This window comes from Seonamhaeicola sp. ABD4_340 (assembly GCF_056312135.1).
In genome coordinates, this window is sequence record NZ_CM149981.1 from 1,747,964 (window position 1) to 1,768,680 (window position 20,717).

Genomic DNA, 20,717 nt, shown 5'->3' on the forward strand with positions numbered 1-20,717 from the left:
ATATAAATAAAAAAGATTATGAAAATAAAACTACTATTTGTGGCAGTATGTTTTTTTGTTTTAGCATTAAAAGCTCAAAATGAAATACATGTGTATTCAAAAGAAATTCCTTGGCAATTAGGAGTGGTAACAGAAGATTCAGATAAAATTTACTCAATAAACACAGCCATTTCACAAGCAAACAATGGTGATGTTATTTTTGTTCATGAAGGTATTTATAGAGAGAAAGTAGTTGTAAATAAAAATAATATAACTATAAAGAATTTTCAAAATGAATACGTGTTAGTAACGGGAGCTGATGTTATTACGGGTAATTGGGCTGATGCATCAGGTATGGCAGCAGGTGTTAAAGTAGTAAATATTGCTGGAATAAATATAGAAACTGACTATAGTCAATTATTTTCTAATGGAGTTATTCAAAAATTAGGTCGGCACCCTAATAGAACCATAGAGCAAACTATGGAAGTTATCTATGCCAACAATGCGGGAGGTTATGCGCCTATTGTTAACGGCTCAAAACCTGCAGGAGCAAATGCTACAGCACAAATTACTTTTGAAGAAACAACTATGCCAAGTGTAGATTTAACTGGTGGAATAATTAGAGCAATGACGGGTAAAATGCGAAATTATGCCTATGGTAATATTGTTGCTAATTCAGGTAACACTATTTCGTTTAAAGCTATAAACGATAATTCTGATTGGAAAAAAGATGCAGCCATAGCCAGCACAAGATTTAAAATGGGATGGGGTTTTGTGTTGCATAAAAATTTGGTAGATACTCCCGGAGAATGGTTTATAGATAATGATAACTTGTACTATTATCCGCAAGAGGGTCAAAATTTAGAAGAAACCCGTATTGAAATTCAAACAAGAGAGCGAGTTTTAGTGTTAAACAACTCAAGTAATGTGAGTATTTCAGGAATAAATTTTGTGGCAGGTAATGTAGATGCGCAATCAACTAACAATGCCACAATAGATGGTTGTACCTTTAGGTACTTATACCCTTTTTGGATTCCTAATGGTTACGGGCAAGGAAATACAGATAGGCAAGGCATTTTCTTAAGAAATAGCTCTAACAATACATTTAAAAATTCATATTTTGGTCATACTTGGGCCAATATGATTGCGTTTCATTTTGGTGAAAATAATACAGTAGAAAATTGTGTTTTAGAAGATTTTGGAACCGTAGGTGTTTTTACATCGGGTGTGCATGTTAACAGGGCAGATAATACACTTATAAGCAAATGTACTTTTGGTGATGCATGCCGATTTCAAATTAGAATTGATGGTGGTGATGCTAAAGTAGATATTCTAGATTCTGATTTTTATGGTTCTATGAAAATGGGCGAAGATGCGGGGCCTTTTGAAGCCACAAGTACAGGTAAAATAGGGGCTTTAAGCCTAAAAGGAAGTACATTGGCTTACAATAAAGTACATGACGTGAAAGGATTACCTGTTTGGGACGGTAATTACAGCAGGCAAAAAGTAGTAGCTTTTTATATGGAAGATACCCAAAACTATACAGCGCACCATAATTTAATTTATAATATAAAAGCCGATAATTATAATGGGCCTGTTGAAAATGAACAAGCAGGTGAGTTTTTATATTTAGGGCCAAGGTATAACCGTATGAGTCAACCTGTAAATTATTACAACAATACCATTTGGAATTATGATAAGCTTTTTACCATTTGGGGTTTAGAAATTGATAATTGGCAAGACTTAGGTTTGGTAGAAGAAGAAAATAAGGGTACTATGGAAGATGGTCATTTTGCTAATAATGTTTTTGAAGCCAATTCAATCAATGTTTTAAGCTACGGAAGGCAAAAACTATCAGCAACAGGAGGTAATTTGGGTTGGGTTAGTTTAAACCCTAGTCCATCATTAACAACATCAAATCTTAACGAGTATTTCACACATTGTGCTAATTATGGTTTTCAATTTAATCCTGAAAATAATATAGAAATAAGTTTTTCAAACCAAGATAGTAATTTTGTAAATGCCTCTGCAGGAGATTTCAATTTGCTTAACGCATCTTTAGCAAAAAATGCAGGTGTAGAAATACCAGGCATAACAAACTCTTCAAACCCAGATTCTGGTGCTTTTGAAGGCGGAAATAGAGTTTTAAATGCTGGTGCAAATATAACTATGCCAGAGTTTTTAGAGCAAGTTGTTTATGTGTATAATGTAAAATTTAAACTGGCTGTAACTTCAGAAACATGCCCAAATAAAAACAATGGAAAATTAAAAATAAGTGCAAATTTAAACTCAAACTATGAGGTTAACTTTAATAACACTATAGTTGATTTTTCTAACAGTACAACTTTTGAAAACTTAGCGCCTGGAGATTATGATGTGTGTATTAATGTAAAAGGAAAACCCGAAGAAAAGCAATGTTTTGTTGTTAAAGTAAAGCAAGCAAACGCTATATCACTTAAATCTAATATAAAAGGCAAGCAGCTTAATGTTAATATTACATCGGGCACAGCTCCATATAAAGTTTTGCTAAATAATGCTAAAGTTTTAGAAACCATGTCTTCATCTTTTGTATTAAATGTAAACCATGGAGATACTGTAAAAATTCAAACTAATAAAGATTGTGAGGGAGAGTTAATAAAATCTATTGATTTTTATACCGAAGTAAATCCGTTTCCAAATCCAACATCAGGCGTGTTTAATGTGGCTTTACCAATAAATGAAGGAAGAATACCTGTTGAAATTTATAATATTACAGGGCAATTGATAACCTCAAAAGTTTATGACGTCCAATTAGGTCAAATTCAATTTAATTTAAGTTCCCATAACGCTGGGGTGTACTTTGTTAAGTTAATTCTTGATAAGCCAATAAACTTTAAAATAATTAAAAAATAACATCATAATCACTAAAAAAAACCATGAAATTTTATTTCAAACTAAACAAAATAGCATATTTATTTTTAGCTTTTGCTTCATTAGTGGCCTGTTCACAAACTAAAAAAGAAATAAGTAACGAAGCTGAAAAAAACCAAGAAGGCTTTCCTTATAAGTTGCCAGAAACAAAACCTAATCGTCCATTGAGTGCAGCCTTAGAAAGGAATTATGATGCCTACATGGGGCCAAGACAAGAAACCAATGAGTTGTTTACACAGTTTAAGTACACCAAACTCAAAGGTTTTGATTATAATGATGGCGATGGAACAATATCTCGTAGAGACCCCTCAAAAATAATTTTTGCAAATGGTAAATATTATATGTGGTATACGCACCGTGAAACTTCATCTGCACCATTAGGCGTATCTAACGCGCGTTTTAGTAATGATACTATTCCTTCGGCAGATTGGGATTTAGCCGATATTTTCTATGCAACTTCTGAAGACGGATTTACATGGGAAGAACAAGGTGTTGCTGTACCAAGAGCTGAAAAACCTAATTTAGGGCACAGGTCTGTTACAACTACCGATATTTTGGTTTGGGAAGGTAAGTATTACTTGTACTACCAAGCATTCTCAGTAGCGCCCGGTAAAAACGGTGGCGATAATTGCCCAGTAGCAGTATCATATGCAGATTCTCCTGATGGCCCATGGAAACCATATAACAAAGAAGTAATACCTAATGGAGCACCCGGTGAATGGGATCAGTATTCAATTCATGACCCATACCCAATTGTTCACAACGGAAAAATATACTTGTATTATAAGTCAGATTTTAAGGGTAGTGATGGAATAAACACAGTGCGTATGCATGGTTTAGCAATAGCAGATAATCCGTTAGGCCCTTTTGAAAAGCATCCGCTAAATCCAATTATGAATTCTGGTCATGAAACCACATTGTTCCCATTTAAAGAAGGAGTTGCTGCATTTGCAATTAGAGATGGTAATGAAATGAATACTATACAATATGCTAAAGATTGGGTAAACTTTGATGTAGCTGCTAATGTAGAAATGATGCCTGATGCTGCAGGACCTTTTATTCCAGATGTTTTTACAAATACTAAAAACGGAAGAGGTATTACTTGGGGTATTTCGCATTTTACAGTGCCTCATGGTAACTGGAAAAAAAATCACGCGGTTCTTTTGCGTTTTGATTGTGATTTAAGTTTAGATGTTCATGATCCAAAAATGAAAAGGCATCATAATAAACCAAAAATTCAAACATTATACAATCATGGTTTAAGTAAAGAGCAACGCCAAAGAATTGAAAAACAAAACGAAAAGCTCAAGAGTAATTAAAAAACTAATAATAAAAAACCTCAAGATTAATTTTTCTTGGGGTTGTTTTTTAACCATATGCTACCTTTTTTAAATTATTTATGCTCTTATTATGCTAAATAATGGATTAGTTTTGATTGTGTTAGGGTAATATACTTTTTCCAACAAATAAAAAACAATCAAATACAATCCATTTTTTTGAAATTTCAAAATAGAAATATAAAGTATAGAATAGTATCATTTGGTTTAGTTTTCACTTTACTTTTTTATAATTGCGAAAAACCTAACAAAGAGACTGTTTTAATACCAAAGAAAACCAGCAATTTTACTTGGGTTTATAAACCTATTGGAGATTATTTTTTTGGACCCGACACAAAACATTTAAAAGAGGGTATGTGGTATAATGATTGGGTGCCAAATGATCATGCATTCATTAAACATAAAAGTGGTAAATGGCATATTTTTGGAATAACGCACCCATTGAAAAATATTAAACCATTAAAAGGCAATATACACGCTGGTGAATACGCTTTATTTCATGCAGTGTCTTCAGGTGAAAATTTTAATGAAACAAATACAAAGTTTCATTACAATGACTTGCCCAAAGTGCTAACGCCAAAAGAACGCCCCGGAGAGGTATTGGCAAATCATGCCCCGTATATTATAAAAAAAAATAACGTTTATTATATGGTTTATGGCCATAGCCCAATACGTTTAGCTACCTCTACAGATTTATATAAATGGGAACCAAAAGGCACTTTGTTTTCAGAGAAAACAGGCGCAAGAGACCCTAGTTTACTTTATTTTGAAGGTATGTATTACATGGTTTACTGTTCAGAAAAATCAGTAAAAATGCGTAGCTCTAAAGATTTGTTAACATGGAGTGATGCCGAAATAATTTTGAAAACAAATAAGTTCGCTCCAGAGTCGCCTTCGCTCATTCATCATAATAATTCATTTTATCTTTTTGTGTGTTCTTGGGATGGTAAATGGAACGGAAATGATATTAAAGGCGCTTATCAAAATAAAACACATGTATACTATTCTAAAGCTACTATAAATTTTGGTGTAGATTCAGAAAAAGAAATAACCACATTAAAGGCGCATGCTCCAGAAGTTTTTAAAGATGAAGAGGGGCAATGGTATATTTCTAGTGCCGAATGGCCAAATAGAGGTGTTAGTGTAGCTAAATTATCATGGGAATAAACTATTTAAATATAACATAAGCTAATGAAAAAAATATCGGTTTTACTAATAGTATTGTTTTGTGCAAAGGCAATGTTTGCTCAAAAAAAAACTAAAAATCGTCCAAATATTATAATTTTTATGGCCGATGATATGGGGTTTGCAGATACCGGTTTTACAGGGTCAAAAGATATATTAACACCTAATTTAGATGCTTTAGTTACTAATGGTGTTATTTTTAAGCAAGGTTATGTAAATCATGCGTTTTGTGGCCCAAGTAGAGCAACTTTAATGTCTGGTAGATATCCATATGTTTGGTTTTGACACGAATTTTAGAGCTAATTATCAAGATAAATAAGATGAAAAATGTAATAGCTTTTTGCTTGTTAGGATTAATAACGTTCCAGTTGCAAGCTCAAAGAAAAAAGAAGCCAAATGTTTTAGTAATTTACACAGATGACCATAGGTATACAGGTGTTCATGCCCTTGGAGGTCAAGCTGTATTAACTCCAAATCTAGATGATTTGGCACATAATGGCATCACATTCACCAAAGCCTATTTAATGGGGGCTTTTTCTGGTGCAACTTGTGTGCCTAGTAGAGCCATGTTACTTACTGGTAGAAACTTATTTCAATTAAAAGGAAGAGGTTTTGATATTCCAGATACCCATACAACTATGGGTGAAATGTTCATGAAAGAAGGTTATTATGCTTACCATGTTGGTAAATGGCATCAAGACATGAAATCTTTAGCACGTTCATTTAATGATGGCGCAAAAGTTTCAGGAAAACCAGCATATTTAACAGATCAGTTTAGAATGCCTTATCACGATTGGGAACCAAATGGTAATTATAAAAGAGAGAACTGTTATTTATTAGAATATAATGATAAAGGCGAAGTTGTAAGCCGTCCACTAACAAAAGATGATAAACGAGGGCCCACAGGAACAGAAAAAATAGGGCCACATGTGTCTGAAGTATTAGCAGACGCCAGCGTTAAGTTTATTTCTGAGTATAAGCAGAAGAAACCTTTTTTCCATTATTTGGCATTCCCAACACCTCATGATCCACGTCAGGCTCCTAAAAAATACAAAGACATGTACCCTGAGGCCGATATTAATTTACCACCTTCATACATGACGCAACATCCTTTTGATAACGGACATATAGTTTTACGAGATGAAAAACTAGCTGAATGGCCACGTACCGAACAAATTTCAAAACAACATCTATCTGATTATTATGCAATAATTAGTCATTTAGATGCACAAATTGGACGCGTAATTAAAGCTTTAAAGGATAGTGGGCAATATGAAAATACAATTATTGTTATGGCAGGCGATAGCGGTTTAGCCGTTGGAAACCATGGTTTAATGGGAAAGCAAAATATCTATGACGAAGACGGTATCCATATACCCTTTATTCTTTCGGGTGGTTTAGTTGATGAAGCAAACAAAGGTAGAAGAGAAGATGCCTTTTGCTATAACTACGATATTTTACCAACACTTTGCGACATGATTGGAATTAAAACTCCAGAGTCTGCATCGGGTAAAAGCTTGTTGCCCGTTATTAATAATGAAAAGGAAAGTGTTAGAAATTATACTTACCATGCCTATCGTCAGCATCAAAGAGCATATCGTAAAGGAGATTATAAACTTATAGAATATGTAAGAGCTCCAGACAAAGATAGAAAACGAGGTGATTTTGTTTCAGGTTCTAGAGTAACACAGCTTTTTAATGTTACAAAAGACTCTTGGGAAACCTTCAATTTAGCCGATTTCCCTGAGTATTCTGAAAAAGTTACACAAATGAGAAATGAAATGAAGCAAAAAGCTATTGAGCTTGAAGATAAATCACTTGATGAGTTAGTAAATGTTGATTTTTGGGAATATTATAATACTTCAAAATAAAAATATAAAACGAATAAAAATAGTGAAGAGTATACTTAAAGTTTTAGGCTTAACAGTTTTATTGATAACTGTATCCTGTAAAAAACAAACAGAATGGAATATTAAAGATTATGGGGCAATTGATGACAATAAAACCATAAATACCAAGGCAATTCAAAAAGCGATTGACGCCTGTAACGAAGCAGGAGGAGGTACAGTGCTTGTTAACGGACAAACTTTTATTTCAGGAACGTTGTTACTAAAAGATAATGTGACTTTAAAAGTCACCGAAAATACAGTGCTGTTAGGAAGTATTAACCCAAATGATTATCCGGTGGTAGATCCATTTATTGATGCTACTGGGCAATTTAGAGGGCAGTGTTTTATTGGAGCTATTGATGTTGAAAACGTAGCCATAACAGGTAAGGGAACCATTAATGGGCAAGGTGAAATGTTTACACCTAAAAACGTCAAAAAAACCATTAAGGAGCTCGGAATTGAAATTAAAATTCCTGATTTCAAAAAAATAATTTCAGAAGGGAATAAATATGTAAACAACAACATAAGGTATTCAAACCGTCCATTTTTAATTAGAATGGTTAGAGCTAAAAATGTAAAACTAAAAGACATTCATTTACGTCAACCAGCCGCTTGGACACTTCACTTTTATCAATGCAAAGGGTTTGAGGTAGATGGTATTGATATTCATAGTCACGCTAATAAAAATAACGATGCTATAGATATAGACTCTAGTGTTGAAGGGTTTATTAAGAATTGTACAATAGATTCTGGTGACGATGCCATTTGTTTTAAAGCCACAAGTCCTAAACCTTCGGCTAATGTTTTAGTAGAAAATTGTAAGCTAAAAAGTCATTGGGGAGCCATTAAATTTGGTACAGAATCTATGGGAGACTTTAAAGATATCACGATTAAAGATTGCTTTATTCATGATACCAAAGGAGGAGGCATTAAAGTGCTAAGTGTTGATGGCGCAAACATAAATAATATAGTGATTGATAATATTGAAATGGAAAATGTAGAAATGCCAATATTTATTCGTTTAGGCGAACGTGGTCTTACCTATAGAGGCGCACCTAAAAAGCCCGTTGGTTCTATAAATAATGTAACCATAAGCAATATTAAAGCAACTGTTAGAAATCTAGAAGATTGCAGAATTAAACCAACAGCGGGGTTCTTTTTTACAGGAACACCAAATCATAAAATAGGGAAAATAAAGTTTGAAAATATTCATGTTACACTACCAGGTGGCGGAACAGAAGAAGATGCTAAAATTGTTGTTCCAGAGAATAAGACACAATATCCTGAATTTACAAAATTAGGTGCAGTTCCAGCTTATGGTATTTATGCCCGCCATATTGAAACCTTAGAAACAAAAAATATAACCTTCAATTTAAAAGCAGAAGATAAACGAGAAGAAACTGTTTTTATTGATGTAAACCAAACTAAATAAAATGAAACAAAATGTATTGTTAATCGGTATTCTCTTGCTTATACTCTCCAGCTGTAAACAAGAGACAAAACAAGTAGCTACTGAAGAAAAACAAGAAAAGGAGCCCTACACTGCAAATTGGAATTCACTTCAAAAACACGATACGCCACAATGGATGCTAGATGCCAAATTTGGTATTTATTCTCATTGGGGAGCGCAATCGGTAAAACTAGAAATGGGGCAGAATGATATGCCAGATGATGAAGCTATTCTAAACTGGAAGGGAGAAAAATTTAATGCTAAAGAATGGGTAGATCTGTTTGAAAAGGCAGGAGCCCAATTTGCAGGCCCTGTGGCATGGCATGTAAACGGTTGCTTGAACTGGGATAGTAAGATTACCGATTGGAACACGGTACAAAAAGGGCCAAAAATTGATATTTATGGAGAACTGGCTAAAGAAATCAGAAAGACGGATATGAAACTCATGGCATCTTTCCATAGTTCAACATTGTGGGGGCCAATGAGCAAAACGAACACTACGTATTTAGATCCCAAAGGGAGTTATAAAAGAAGAGGTGGTAATGTTTCCGGAGTTCATGGTAAAGAAGGACGGTACACATCTGAATATCTTAAGGGTTGGTTAGACAGGATGAAAGAAGGCTATGAGTTATATGAACCAGATATGGTCTGGGTAGATGTTGGTTTTGGCGGTACAGTAGGGCCAGAACTTAGAAAACAATTAAAAGAAGGAAAAATTGCGGCATCGGAGAAAGAGCTTTATATAGACGGTATACCCGAAAGTATTCAAAAAGACTACATAAGCGGATATTTTAATGCAGCTAAAAAATGGGGTAAAGAGGTTGAGTTTGTGTATAAAAGTTTTGATATACCACCAGGAGTAGCCATGAGGGATATAGAAAACGGAAACCTAGATGGTTTACAATTTGATCCTTGGATGGCAGATATTAACATGCAACAGCATATTACTTGGCCAACAGTTTGGTTTTATAACCCGAAAAACTACATTAAAGACGCTAATATAATAGTAGACATGCTTGCCGATATTACTTCGAAAAACGGCCGCATTTTATTAAACGTTCCTCCAAAGGCCGATGGTTCTTTTGCAGAAAATATTAAAGAAGAATTATATAAAATAGGCGACTGGTTAAAGTTAAACGGCGAAGCCATTTATGGAACAATACCTTGGACTATTTATGGAGAAGGACCTGCATTTATTAAAAATGTTGGACATCACGGACAAGGCAAGAATAAAGGAGAAGATATCCCAAAATACACTTCGGAAGATATTCGATTTACTCAAAAAGACGGGATGCTTTATGCTATTGTTTTAGATTGGCCAGAGGATAATTTAGATATTAATGCCTTTGGGTATGATGGTAAATTATACCCAGGAGAAATAAAAGCCATAAGTCTTTTGGGAAGCAACGCTAAACTAAAATGGCAACAAAATGCGCAAAACCTAACAGTACAATTTCCAAAAAAGAAACCTTGTGATTTTGCTTATGTGCTTAAAGTTGAAAGAAATTAAATATCGCTAATTAAAGAGATTCAGAGTAATTAACCTTTTTGTATAAGGTTTATATACAATATTTTTAACGTCTTTTACCGTTTAGTTGTAATTTCCAAACCATACAATTGCGGTATTAAAATATCTAATTGTAATTTTAGATTTTTTAAATGACTTTTAATGAAGAGAAAATTATTACTTTTTTTTGCTTTTTATCTACAATTGTTTTTTCTCAATCTGGTGAGAAACCTAATGTTATTCTAATTTTAACCGATGATCAAGGTATAGGAGATTTGTCCTGCCATGGAAACCCTTGGTTGAAAACGCCTAATTTAGACGCTTTTTATAGAAAGTCAGTAAGAATGACCGATTTTCACGTTAGCCCTCTATGTACACCTACTCGGGCAGCAATTATGACAGGTCAGTATCCAATAAACAATGGTGCTTGGGCTACGTTTAAGGGAAGAGATGCCTTATCTGAAGGAGTAACTACAATGGCTGATGTATTTAAACAAAATGGTTACAAAACAGGGCTTTTTGGTAAATGGCATCTAGGAGATAATTACCCGACAAGGCCAACAGACTGTGGTTTTGACGAAGCTATCCATCATTTGGCTGGTGGTGTTGGAGAACTCTCAGATTATTGGGGTAACAGTTACTTTGATGATGTGTATTATGTGAATAATGAACCCAAACAATTTGAAGGGTATTGCACAGATGTTTGGTTTAATGAAACCATGAAGTTTATAGACAAGAATAAAGAAGAACCCTTTTTTGTGTACTTACCTACCAATGCGCCACACGATCCTCTAATAGTAGATGAAAAATATGCAGCACCCTATAAACATTTAGAAGGTGATAAAATTATTGATGCCAACCTCTATGGTATGATTGCTAATATTGATGAAAACTTTGGAAGATTCTATAAGTTCTTAAAGAAAAAAGACCTGTTAGATAATACCATTCTTATTTACATGAGTGATAACGGAACCCGATTTGGTTACAGCCCTGATGCGGAATTAGGATATAACAAAGGTTTCGAAGGTATTAAAGGTTCTAAGTTAGAAGGAGGTCATGTAGTACCATTTTTTATACGTTGGCCTAACGGAAAAATTAAAGGAGGAAAAGATATTAATGATCTCGTGGCTCATGTAGACCTGTTGCCAACTTTGGCCGCCATGTGTAACTTAGATATGCCAGAAGAAAAACAGTTAGATGGTATTGATTTTTCGCCTGTATTAAAAAAGGTAAGTGCAGAATTACCAAACCGGAGCGTTTTTGTGCATCACCGACAAGACTGGAGGCAACCAAAACCAGTTTTGGGTACTTGTATAATGAAAAACCAGTGGCGCTTAATTAATGGAAAACAACTCTATGATATTGTAGATGACCCTAAACAAAAGCATGATTTGTCCAGTGCATATCCCGAGTTGGTTAAAGAACTGTTATTAGAAAATTCAAAATTTATATCAGCAACTAAAAAGAATAAAGTATACCATGAATTACCAATGCAAGTGGTTGGCAATGAGTCGCAAAATGAGATTAAACTAACCATTCAGCACGCCATAGGTGAAGGTGGTGGAATTTGGAAACCAGAACAGGTATCTGCAGGAATGAAGAATCCAAATAATACGCATGCGCTAAGAATCGAAAGAACAGGAAAGTATCTTATCTCCTGTATGCGATGGCCTAAGGAATGTTCGGGCCCCATTTTAGGTGTTCCAAAAGAAAACCCTAAAGATTTATACGATTATAAAACGATTAGGCCCAATGAGGTTAGAATTAGTATTGCTAACCAAATGATTGAAAAAGAAATCCAGCCCAACCAAGAAGCAGTAACCTTTGAAGTAAATCTTAAAGAAGGAAAAACGTTTTTAATCACAGATTTTATTGAAGGAAAAAAGAAATATGGTGTATACTACACCTACGTTAAATATTTAGGAACCAACTAATCTCTTTTAGAAAGTAGGTTTTGATATGGTTTATTCAGAAAAAGACGAACAAAAGTAGACTCCTTTATAAACTATAGTATGAAAACTTTGAGCAGTAACCAAGTATAAAAAAAGATCCTAATTACCTTACCAATAAAACCGAAGGTATAGTACTTCAATATTTACCTAAAGAAATTCATTCAGATGATATTAAACGCTATTTAGACCAAGAATTCGATTATTCAAAGGCTACCAAATAATGGTTTATTCACTTACAAGGCGAATTTTCAAAAGAAGAAAAAATGATCTTCCCACATAAATATGACTTTTGGGACTACCGCCCTTGGAGGCATGAGGCTGATGCTATTTTATTAATCAAGAATTTAAAACCCAAACAGTAAGTTTATAATCAATTAAACATTTGTTGCATATATAGGTTAATATGTTATATAGAATAGTTTTAGGTTAGTATTTCGATATTTTAACTTTGGTTTATAAAACTTAAACTATGCTAAAATCATTAAACTCATTATTAATATTTTGCTTAATAACCTCATTTCTTTCTGCTCAAAACACATATTATGTTGCTACAGATGGTGATGATACTAATACAGGAACTACAGCAAGTCCTTTCAAGACCTTCAACAAAGCTATATCTGAAATGTCAGCTGGTGACACATGTATTATAAAAGGAGGTGTGTATGACGAAGAATTTGTAATTACTAAAAATGGAACAGCAAGTAATTATTTAACTTTTAAGGCAGCCGATGGTGAAAATGTTCAAATAAGAGCTACCAAGTACGTAAGTGGTTGGCAAGCACACAACGGTAATATTTATAAGGCAAATGTTGATATGAGTATTGAAAGCCGTTTTAGAGCTGTGTACCACAATAGTGCTTATATGGATTTAGCTAGATGGCCAAATAATACTGATAATAACCGTTGGACTGTAGATTGTCATCCTGTTGAAAATGGCGACGGAAGTCATTTTATTGTTAGTGGTATTCAAAATATAGACTGGACAGGTGGTTTAGTGTATTATTTAGGAGCACATTCTGGTGCTAGTTGGACAAGAGAAATAACATCAAGTACATCAACACGAATAGACTTTACCACAGTTGATACAAACAAATGGCCGTTTAGTACACACAACCCTCAAACATGGAGAAATTACCCAGGTAATAACAGAGGGCAATTGTTCTTATTTAATAAATTGGAGGCTTTAGATTATGCACGCGAGTGGTATTATGATGAGGTTGCTAAAATACTTTATTTCCAACCTGCTGATGGTGCAATTCCAGCAAATGATACCGTAGAATATGCTATTAGAAAATATGCTTTAGAAATTAAAGGCGACTATATAAAAATTGAAGGTATAAACTTTTTTGGTGGCAGTGTGAAAATTCATAATAATGCCGATAATAATCAAATTTTAAACTGCAAAGTAATCCATGGTAGTGAAGGGCATGATTCTTTAACAAATACATCAGCTCAAGTAGGTGAGGCTTCAATAGAAGTTTTAGGAGATAACACCCTTATAAAAGGTTGTACCGTAAATCATAGTTCTGTTAGTGGAATAGTAATATCTGGTTGGGCTGCTGATGATTGCGTGTTAGAAGGAAATACAATTAGTAACACAGATTATGTAGGTATTCATGCATCGCCAATTAGAACTAGTGGTGATAATATGAAAATACTTAAAAACACCATTTTTAATACTGGTAGAGATGGTATGTATGTGGCAGGTCAAAACTGTGAAATTGCTTATAATGATGTGTCTGCTTCTCAAAAAATAAACAGTGATTCTGGGGTGTTTTACACCGTAGGAAATGATAATTTGAAAAATAACGAAATTCACCATAATTGGTTTCATGACGCTACTGCACCAGCATACTCTCATAATCCAAGTGATCCAGCAAAAGCAGCAGGTATTTATTTAGATAATGATAGTAAAGGTTACACAGTGCACCACAATGTAGTTTGGAATGTATCTTGGAGCGGATATCAGGTAAATTGGAATAATACGCATTTAGATTTTTATCATAATACCATTTGGAATGCAGAACGCGCTATGGATTCTTGGGACATAAATGGTCCACAAGAGAATAACAAGATTTATAACAACTTTGCAAATACAGGAGATTGGTTTACAAAAACAGCTACTGATTTTGATATTCAAAACAGTCCTATTTTTTCAGAATCGCCTTTTGAAGATGCTAATACCCAAAATTTTATGCCAAAATCAACCAGTTCTTTAGTAGATCAAGGACAAGTTATTACTGGCTTTAATAAATCTTTTAAAGGAACTGCACCAGATATTGGGGCTTATGAGAGAGGAGGTACAAGATGGACTGCTGGCGTTAATGCAATTGAGGACACAGGTGAACCATTAGATTGGTCTATTTACGATACCCAGTTTAGAATTAAAGTAAATACCGAGACGTGTCCAGATGCAGATAATGGAAAAGTAAATATCCTTGCTGATGTAGAATTAGAATATGTTGTTACTTTTAATAGTAATGATACTGAATTTACTAAAGAGACAACTATAGAAAATTTGGCTCCAGGAAACTACAGCTTATGTATTGCTCTGAAGAGTGAACCTAATGAAAGTCAGTGCTATGAAGTTGAAATTAAGGAGACTGAAGGTCTTAGTGGCAAAACAGTTTTAAATAAAGATAATTATACAGTAAACATTACTCAAGGAACACCACCTTTTAACGTAGTTGTAAATAATGAGATTGTGCTTCAAACTTCAGATTATTCGTTTTCCATTCCTGTGAGTCAAGGGGATGTTGTTGAGGTAATATCAGATAAAGATTGTGAAGGTAAATTAATAGAGTCTATAGACTTTTATAAGAACATAACGGCTTACCCTAATCCAACAACTGGAGATTTTCAATTTGTATTACCTGTTGATGAAGGAAACATATTAATTGAAGTTTATAATATACATTCGCAATTATTATCTTCAAAAGTATATGTTATTGAATCTGGAACAGTTAATATGACTATTGAGAATAATGAACCTGGAATTTATTTTGCTAAAATTGTTACTAAACAACCCAGAATATTAAAAATAGTTAAAAAATAAGCTAGTATTTTTTTGAAGATTGCCTAACAATTAATTCAACATCTAAAACTTTTGATGTTTTTTTAAACAATTTATCTTGTATTTGCTTTATTAGTAAAGAAGCAGCTGTTTTACCCATTTCAAAATCTGGCTGATTAATAGTAGTTAAAGAAGGTTCTATAACCGATGAAATAGGATCATTATTAAACCCAACAACAGCAATATCTTTTGGTATATTTATGCCAGAATTTTTTAAATACTGAATTGCAGCAATAGCGGCCGTATCGTTTGATGAGTAAATGCCATCAACATTTCCCATTTTTATTATTTGTTTAGCAAAAGCAACACCATCATTTTCAGATAATTTAGACTCTAAACAATAATCTTCATTAAAATTTAAACCATGTTTTTTTAAAGCATCAACGTAGCCTTGTTTTCGGTTTTTGTATAACGGATTTATTTGTGGTCCCGAAAAATGAACAATATTTCTGCAACCGTTTTCAATTAAATGTTCTGTAGCCATAAAGCTAGCTTTGTAATCGTCAACACTTATACTAGAGCAATTTTCAAGTTTACAGGGCCTATCATAAAAAACAATGGGTCCGCCATGTTTTAAGTACGGCATTAAATGATCAAACGTTTCGGTTTGCATTGATATGGAAATTAAAACACCATCAACTCTATTGGCTAATAATGTTTCCATAAGTTTTTGCTCTCTTTCAAAATCTTCAAACGATTGGCAAATAATTACATTATAACCAGCCTCTTGTGCGGTTTCTTCAATGCCAGAAATAACACTAGAAAAGAAATTACGCGAAATTCTAGGCACAATAACCCCAATGGTATTGGTTTTATTGGTTCTTAAGTTAGATGCTAAAGTGTTGCGTTGGTAACCAAGTTCTGTAGCTTTGTTAAGTATTTTTTGCTTGGTTTTTTTTGAAACGCGCGAACTATCATTTAAGGCTCTAGAAACCGTAGAACTATCAATGCCTAAAGCTTTAGCTATGTCGTGTATAGTTACTTGTTCACCTTTTTTCATATTTAAAAGCCTAAAGTTTTAGGTTAAATAAAAAGAGCCTTTTTTAATTAGTGGGCTAATATATGTAAATAGATGTTCAATATAGTAAATTTTAAAAATACAATCGATTGTATTTTTAAAATAAATCACTAATTTTACAATCATAATCAAACAAAACTAAAAATGATAAAGAATAGCCAAGTAAGATATGCGGCTTCTCCAAGAGAAGTAAAACAAATGGACACTAATGCTCTAAGAGACGAGTTTTTGGTAGAAAATGTTATGACTATAAATGAAATTAACTGGGTGTATTCTCATTATGATAGGTTTATGGTAGCTGGCGTTGTACCGCAAAATGATGTTACACTTGAAACAGTTGATGAGTTAAAGTCTGAATTCTTTTTAGAACGAAGAGAAATAGGTATTATAAACATAGGCGGTAAAGGCTCTGTTACTGTTGATGGTAACGTTTTTGAAATTGAAAATAAAGAAGCACTTTACTTAGGGCAGGGTAATAAAGCTGTTGTGTTTTCTAGCGCCGATGCTAATAACCCTGCAAAATTTTACTTAAATTCAACACCGGCACATAAAGCATTTCCAAATAAAAAAATAGGTGTTAATGATGTTGAAGTAGTAGAATTAGGTGCCAATGAAACAGCAAATGCCAGAACGCTTAGAAAATACATTGTAAATAGTGTTGTAGATGTGTGCCAATTACAAATGGGTATGACATCATTAAAAACAGGAAATGTATGGAATACCATGCCAGCACACGTGCATGATCGTCGTATGGAGGTGTATTTTTACATTGAAGTTCCAGAAGGGCAATCGGTTTGTCATTTTATGGGGCAACCTAATGAAACTAGGCATATTTGGATGCAAAACGAACAAGCAGTTATATCACCTCCATGGTCTATTCATTCAGGAGCCGGCACCAGTAATTACACCTTTATTTGGGGTATGGCAGGCGAAAATTTAGATTATTCAGATATGGATATGGCTAATATTTCAGAATTAAGATAATAACTATAATAAACAGATATGAAAGCTCTAAAGGTATTAACCGTTGCATCTATTTTATGCATGTTTTTTTCTTGTGAAAAAGAAAATAGTATAACATTTCAAGTTGAAAATACACTTGATTTAGACCGAAGTTTTGAAACCATAGAGATTTCAAAAGCTGTTTTAAATCTTCAAAATTTAGAAGGTTTAGCAATACAAAATGTTGAAACAAATGAAGTTTTAACATCGCAATTAGTTGACACAGATGCAGATGGTGAGCACGATTTGTTGCTTTTTCAGCCTAACATAAAAGCCAATGCAACAAACACATATAAAATAGTTGAAACTGTTAAAAATGATAGTGTTACTGCTGTTTGCTATTCAAGATTTGTGCCCGAAAGAACCGATGATTATGCTTGGGAAAATAATAAAGTAGCTTTCAGAATTTTTGGCCCAAACGCGCAATACAGATTTGAAAATAATTTACCGGAACCCACTTTATCTAGCGGTGTTGATGCTTGGTTAAAAAAAGTTGAATACCCAATTATAAACAAATGGTACAAAAAATATACTGAAAAAACAGGTAGCTATCATGAAGATACTGGTGAGGGTTTAGATAATTTTCATGTTGGTAAAAGTAGAGGTGTTGGTGGTTTAGCCTACAAAAAAGATAGCGTGTTTTATATTTCAAAAAATTTCACAAAGCATAAAACTATCGCAACAGGACCTATAAGAACCAGTTTTTCTGTGGAATATGATATTTGGGGGCCAGAAGGCACGCCAATTAAAGAATCTAGAATTATAAGTTTAGATTATGGAAGCAATTTATCAAAGTTTGAAGTAAATATTCAGGGTGTTAATACAATTTCGGCAGGTTTAACTCTACATGAAAATGATGGTGTTGTTACATCAAAACAAGGCGAAACATGGCTTAACTACTGGCAACCACATGCTAATGCAGAGTTAGGAACAGCTATTGTAGCGCCATCAATATATTTTATTGGCAGTGAAAAATATGAAACAGATAAAAAAGATTTAAGCAATGCTTTCATGCACTTAAAAACAGTTAATAATAGTGTGGTGTATTATGCTGGTTTTACATGGAGTGAAAGCAAACAATTTAAAAACCAACAAGCTTGGGAGCAGTATTTAAGAAATTTTTCAAAAAAAATAGAAAATCCATTAAAAGTAACGCTAGTTAACAATTAGTTTTATTTGAAGACATTCTAATAATCAATTCAGTATTTAAGGTAATTTTATTTAAAGTTACCTTTTTATTTGGTGTATCAATACGTTTTAAAAATGTTTCGGCAGCCAATTTTCCCATGGCTTCACTATGCTGATTTACTGTTGATATGGCTGGTGATACAAATGACGTAAAAGGTTCATTACTAAAGCCAATTAAAGCAATATCGTCGGGTACATTTATATTGTTTTCTTGCATTACTTGCAATGCGCCTAAAGCAGCATAATCTCCAGAAGCATACACCGCATCGGGTCTGTCTTTTAACTCTAAAAGCTGCTGCATAATGCGTCTGCCATCTTCCAGCCTCAAACTGCTTTCAATTATAAGCTCGTCTTCAATAGGTAAATTGTGTTTTTTTAAGGCATCTCTATAACCAATTTCACGTTCTTTATAAATTCTAATGTGTTTTAAACCAGCAATGTGTGCTATACGTTTGCAGCCTTGGTTAACTAAATGTTCAACTACTTTGTGGCTACTATTATAATCGTCAATACAAATATAATCTACGTTTAAATCGTTTTCACCTCTATCAAAAAGCACTAATGGTGTACCTTTTTCTTTAATTTTTTCGTAGTATTTTAAATTGGTGGTTTCGTTAGCCATAGAAGCAATAATACCATCAACTTGCGCACTTAAAAGCGCATCAATACAATCACATTCTTTTTCGTGAGATTCGTTAGATTGTGAAATGATAACATTATAGCCTTTTTCGTTTAAAACACCTTCAATATTTTCAACCACCGATGAAAAAAAGTTACTATTATTTCTAGGAATAATAACCCCAACCAAGTTACTTTTACCTTTACGTAAAGCTGTAGCTAAACGGTTAGGTTGGTAGTTTAATTTTTTTGCCATTTTACGCACATCGTCTTTAGTTTTATCACTAATTCTTGGATGGTTATTAAGTGCTTTTGAAACGCCTGAAGGTGTTAAACCCAAAGCTTCGGCAATATCTTTTATGGTTGTTTTTTTCTTGATTGTAAAATATTTTTATATTTTTGTTCAAACGTTTGAACAAAAATAGTGGTTTTTTTAAAATAAACAAAACTAATAATGTAACCTTAGGCCTTGTGTGTTATAGGTTTTTTGTGTTTTTGGTTGTTTTTAAGTTTATATTGTTCAATCGTTTGAACTTAATGAGAATTTGAACCGAAAAAGAGCGTGCTCCATTCGGGCTAATATTATAAACATAAACTAATGAAATACATTGTTTGCGAAAAGCCAGGTGAGTTTCTTTTAAAAGAAAAAGAAGCGCCGGTAAGAAAAGAAGGTGAAGCTTTATTAAAAATTAAAAAAGTTGGTATTTGTGGTACAGATTTGCATGCTTATGCAGGAAATCAGGCCTTTTTTACATACCCAAGAATTTTAGGGCATGAGTTAGCTTCTGAAGTACTTGAAATTGGTGAAAACGACCGTGGTATTAAGGCAGGCGATAAAGTAGTAGTTATGCCTTATGTTAGCTGCGGAAAATGTATTGCTTGCCGCAACGGAAAAACTAACTGTTGTACAAATATTACAGTTTTGGGTGTGCATGGTGATGGTGGTATGCAAGAACAAATTACAGTGCCGGCAAATATTTTATTACCGGCAAACAATTTAAGTGATGATGAAATGGCTATTGTTGAGCCTTTAGCTATTGGTGCACATGCAATAAGAAGAGCCAATATTCAACCAGGCGAAACGGTTGCTGTTGTGGGTTGCGGGCCAATAGGTATTGGTATTATGAAGTTAGCCCAAATAGCAGGTGCTAAAGTAATTGCAATTGATATGAATGAACAACGTTTGCAATACGCTAAAGATAAAATTGGTGTAGATTATATTGTGAAAGCAGGAGAAAATGCCGTAAAAGAGGTTGAAGAAATTACAAACGGAGATTTATGTACAGCGGTTTTTGATGCATCGGGAAATAAATACGCTCTAGAGGCTTGTCCTGATTATATGTCGCACGGTGGTCGTTTCGTATTAGTTGGTTTATCAAAAGGTGAATTAACATATACACACCCAAAAGTACATGCCAAAGAAATGACTTTAATGTGCAGTAGAAATGCTACTACCGAAGATTTTGAACATGTAATTAGTGTGTTAAACCAATTCCCAACAGAATCATTCATTACACATAATGTACCATTCACTGAAATGATTGAGAATTTTGATAGCTGGTTAAAACCAGAAACAGGCGTTATGAAAGCCACAGTAAATTTTAATTAA

At 33.6% G+C, this 20,717-nt stretch carries 14 protein-coding genes; 12 read left to right on the plus strand and 2 right to left on the minus strand.

Features of this window, described 5'->3' with window-relative positions; translation table 11 throughout:
• Positions 1–18: 18 nt before the first annotated feature.
• The 9 genes from ACYX4H_RS07595 to ACYX4H_RS07635 all read left to right on the plus strand — a co-directional run bounded on the left by ACYX4H_RS07595 (position 19) and on the right by ACYX4H_RS07635 (position 15,264).
• Entirely contained in the window at positions 19–2,871 is a 2,853-nt protein-coding gene (locus tag ACYX4H_RS07595; RefSeq protein ID WP_476238578.1) for a T9SS type A sorting domain-containing protein, read from the plus strand.
• Between the two features lie 23 nt (positions 2,872–2,894).
• Positions 2,895–4,208 (plus strand): glycoside hydrolase family 117 protein, encoded by a 1,314-nt coding sequence (locus tag ACYX4H_RS07600; protein ID WP_476238579.1) that lies wholly within the window; start codon positions 2,895–2,897, stop codon positions 4,206–4,208.
• A gap of 177 nt (positions 4,209–4,385) precedes the next feature.
• A complete protein-coding gene (locus ACYX4H_RS07605) occupies positions 4,386–5,393 on the plus strand; it encodes a family 43 glycosylhydrolase (RefSeq protein WP_476238580.1) in 1,008 nt (335 codons plus the stop codon).
• Positions 5,394–5,417: 24 nt separating this feature from the next.
• On the plus strand, positions 5,418–5,696 hold the full coding sequence (locus ACYX4H_RS07610; protein ID WP_476238581.1) for a sulfatase-like hydrolase/transferase: 279 nt from the start codon (positions 5,418–5,420) through the stop codon (positions 5,694–5,696).
• 35 nt (positions 5,697–5,731) lie between these two features.
• Complete coding sequence (locus tag ACYX4H_RS07615) at positions 5,732–7,282, plus strand: sulfatase family protein (protein ID WP_476238582.1); 1,551 nt, start codon at positions 5,732–5,734, stop codon at positions 7,280–7,282.
• 22 nt (positions 7,283–7,304) lie between these two features.
• Positions 7,305–8,732, plus strand: coding sequence for a glycoside hydrolase family 28 protein (locus ACYX4H_RS07620; RefSeq protein ID WP_476238583.1), 1,428 nt, complete (start codon positions 7,305–7,307; stop codon positions 8,730–8,732).
• A 1-nt stretch (position 8,733) separates the two neighbouring features.
• Positions 8,734–10,260: an alpha-L-fucosidase gene (locus tag ACYX4H_RS07625; protein ID WP_476238585.1), complete on the plus strand. Its 1,527-nt coding sequence runs from the start codon at positions 8,734–8,736 to the stop codon at positions 10,258–10,260.
• A 149-nt stretch (positions 10,261–10,409) separates the two neighbouring features.
• Complete coding sequence (locus ACYX4H_RS07630; RefSeq protein ID WP_476238586.1) at positions 10,410–12,191, plus strand: arylsulfatase; 1,782 nt, start codon at positions 10,410–10,412, stop codon at positions 12,189–12,191.
• A 487-nt stretch (positions 12,192–12,678) separates the two neighbouring features.
• Complete coding sequence (locus tag ACYX4H_RS07635; RefSeq protein WP_476238587.1) at positions 12,679–15,264, plus strand: right-handed parallel beta-helix repeat-containing protein; 2,586 nt, start codon at positions 12,679–12,681, stop codon at positions 15,262–15,264.
• Position 15,265: 1 nt separating this feature from the next.
• Here ACYX4H_RS07635 and ACYX4H_RS07640 read toward each other — a convergent pair whose 3' ends face one another.
• Positions 15,266–16,282, minus strand: coding sequence for a LacI family DNA-binding transcriptional regulator (locus ACYX4H_RS07640; RefSeq protein ID WP_476238589.1), 1,017 nt, complete (start codon positions 16,280–16,282; stop codon positions 15,266–15,268).
• Positions 16,283–16,444: 162 nt separating this feature from the next.
• Here ACYX4H_RS07640 and kduI point away from each other — a divergent pair, with 162 nt between their 5' ends.
• Positions 16,445–17,284: a 5-dehydro-4-deoxy-D-glucuronate isomerase gene (gene kduI, locus ACYX4H_RS07645; RefSeq protein WP_476238590.1), complete on the plus strand. Its 840-nt coding sequence runs from the start codon at positions 16,445–16,447 to the stop codon at positions 17,282–17,284.
• A gap of 18 nt (positions 17,285–17,302) precedes the next feature.
• Complete coding sequence (locus tag ACYX4H_RS07650; RefSeq protein WP_476238591.1) at positions 17,303–18,472, plus strand: DUF4861 family protein; 1,170 nt, start codon at positions 17,303–17,305, stop codon at positions 18,470–18,472.
• On the opposite strand, the gene ACYX4H_RS07655 is transcribed toward ACYX4H_RS07650, so the two are convergent.
• Positions 18,462–19,448, minus strand: coding sequence for a LacI family DNA-binding transcriptional regulator (locus ACYX4H_RS07655; protein WP_476238592.1), 987 nt, complete (start codon positions 19,446–19,448; stop codon positions 18,462–18,464). The genes ACYX4H_RS07650 and ACYX4H_RS07655 overlap by 11 nt on opposite strands.
• A gap of 258 nt (positions 19,449–19,706) precedes the next feature.
• Here ACYX4H_RS07655 and ACYX4H_RS07660 point away from each other — a divergent pair, with 258 nt between their 5' ends.
• Entirely contained in the window at positions 19,707–20,717 is a 1,011-nt protein-coding gene (locus ACYX4H_RS07660; RefSeq protein ID WP_475294644.1) for a zinc-binding alcohol dehydrogenase family protein, read from the plus strand.